The 2,500-nt window shown below is 53.4% G+C and carries 1 protein-coding gene and 1 rRNA gene (1 of these 2 cut by a window edge); one reads left to right on the top strand and one right to left on the bottom strand.

Annotated features, from left to right (window positions below; translation table 11 throughout):
• Positions 1-2,260, top strand: a 23S ribosomal RNA gene (locus tag K290_RS0133035) (it extends 704 nt beyond the left edge of the window).
• A gap of 15 nt (positions 2,261-2,275) precedes the next feature.
• Here the strand turns inward: K290_RS0133035 and K290_RS38200 are convergent.
• On the bottom strand, positions 2,276-2,500 hold a 225-nt coding region (locus tag K290_RS38200; protein ID WP_210163782.1), incomplete at its 5' end, for a hypothetical protein.

The raw sequence follows: 2,500 nt of genomic DNA, 5'->3' as shown, positions 1-2,500 counted from the left end.
TGAAATAGTACCTGAAACTGGATACCTACAAACAGTCGGAGCCCGCAAGGGTGACGGCGTACCTTTTGTATAATGGGTCAACGACTTAGTGTAACAAGCAAGCTTAAGCCGGTAGGTGTAGGCGAAGCGAAAGCGAGTCTGAATAGGGCGATATAGTTTGTTGCATTAGACCCGAAACCGAGTGATCTAGCCATGAGCAGGTTGAAGGTTGGGTAACACCAACTGGAGGACCGAACCCGCATCTGTTGCAATAGATTGGGATGACTTGTGGCTAGGGGTGAAAGGCCAATCAAACTCGGAAATAGCTGGTTCTCCGCGAAATCTATTTAGGTAGAGCGTCTGACGAATACCCCCGGGGGTAGAGCACTGGATGGGCTATGGGGACTCACCGTCTTACTGATCCTAACCAAACTCCGAATACCGGGGAGTACTATCAGGCAGACACACGGCGGGTGCTAACGTCCGTCGTGAAAAGGGCAACAACCCTAACCTCCAGCTAAGGTCCCCAAGTCATGGCTAAGTGGGAAAGGATGTGAGGATCCCAAAACAACCAGGATGTTGGCTTAGAAGCAGCCATCATTTAAAGAAAGCGTAACAGCTCACTGGTCTAGTCAAGGGTCTTTGCGCCGAAAATGTAACGGGGCTAAAGCCATGCACCGAAGCTGAGGATTCCTCTTTGAGGAGTGGTAGCGGAGCGTTCCGTAAGCCTGTGAAGGGACAGCCGTGAGGCATCCTGGAGGTATCGGAAGTGCGAATGTTGACATGAGTAACGATAAAGAGGGTGAGAGACCCTCTCGCCGAAAGACCAAGGGTTCCTGCTTAAAGTTAATCTGAGCAGGGTTAGCCGGCCCCTAAGACGAGGCGGACACGCGTAGTCGATGGGAACCACGTTAATATTCGTGGGCCTGGTGGTAGTGACGGATTGCTCAACTTGTAAGGTCTTATTGGATTGATCTTGCAGGGACGCGGTTCCAGGAAATAGCTCCACCGTATAGACCGTACCCGAAACCGACACAGGTGGTCAGGTAGAGTATACCAAGGCGCTTGAGAGAACTATGTTGAAGGAACTCGGCAAATTGCACGCGTAACTTCGGAAGAAGCGTGACCCTTATGTACGCAAGTATGTGAGGGTGGCACAGACCAGGGGGTAGCGACTGTTTACCAAAAACACAGGGCTCTGCGAAGTCGCAAGACGACGTATAGGGTCTGACGCCTGCCCGGTGCTGGAAGGTTAAGAGGAGGGGTGCAAGCTCTGAATCGAAGCCCCAGTAAACGGCGGCCGTAACTATAACGGTCCTAAGGTAGCGAAATTCCTTGTCGGGTAAGTTCCGACCTGCACGAATGGCGTAACGACTTCCCCGCTGTCTCCAACATAGACTCAGTGAAATTGAATTCCCCGTGAAGATGCGGGGTTCCTGCGGTCAGACGGAAAGACCCCGTGCACCTTTACTATAGCTTTACACTGGCATTCGTGTCGGCATGTGTAGGATAGGTGGTAGGCTTTGAAGCAGGGACGCCAGTTCTTGTGGAGCCATCCTTGAAATACCACCCTTATCGTCATGGATGTCTAACCGCGGTCCGTCATCCGGATCCGGGACAGTGTATGGTGGGTAGTTTGACTGGGGCGGTCGCCTCCGAAAGAGTAACGGAGGCGCGCGATGGTGGGCTCAGACCGGTCGGAAATCGGTCGTCGAGTGCAATGGCATAAGCCCGCCTGACTGCGAGACTGACAAGTCGAGCAGAGACGAAAGTCGGTCATAGTGATCCGGTGGTCCCGCGTGGAAGGGCCATCGCTCAACGGATAAAAGGTACGCCGGGGATAACAGGCTGATGACCCCCAAGAGTCCATATCGACGGGGTTGTTTGGCACCTCGATGTCGGCTCATCGCATCCTGGGGCTGGAGCAGGTCCCAAGGGTTTGGCTGTTCGCCAATTAAAGCGGTACGTGAGCTGGGTTCAGAACGTCGTGAGACAGTTCGGTCCCTATCTGCCGTGGGTGTAGGAATATTGACAGGATCTGTCCCTAGTACGAGAGGACCGGGATGGACATATCTCTGGTGGACCTGTTGTCCTGCCAAGGGCATAGCAGGGTAGCTATATATGGAATGGATAACCGCTGAAGGCATCTAAGCGGGAAACCAACCTGAAAACGAGTGTTCCCTATCAGAGCCGTGGTAGACGACCACGTTGATAGGCCGGGTGTGGAAGTGCGGCAACGCATGAAGCTTACCGGTACTAATAGCTCGATTGGCTTGATCGTTCCCATTGCCAGTGCTCATCGAATAAATTCGACGAGCTTTTTGTCCTCACGCTGTCGCGATCTTCGATCGCTGCGCTGCGGACGGCGCACCAGTATCGCGACAAATCGCAAAGCGATTTGCGCTGACGGTGACGCGCCTTGCGCTTGCGGACTTCGTCCGGAAACGCATCCAACGACGTGTTTAAAAATCCAGCTTCTCAAAACAAGTTGCGCTTTGCCGACCTGGTGGTTATGGCGGGG

Source organism: Rhizobium leucaenae USDA 9039 (assembly GCF_000426285.1).
GTDB classification, from domain to species: domain Bacteria; phylum Pseudomonadota; class Alphaproteobacteria; order Rhizobiales; family Rhizobiaceae; genus Rhizobium; species Rhizobium leucaenae.
This window is presented reverse-complemented; position numbering and strand designations above follow the sequence as displayed.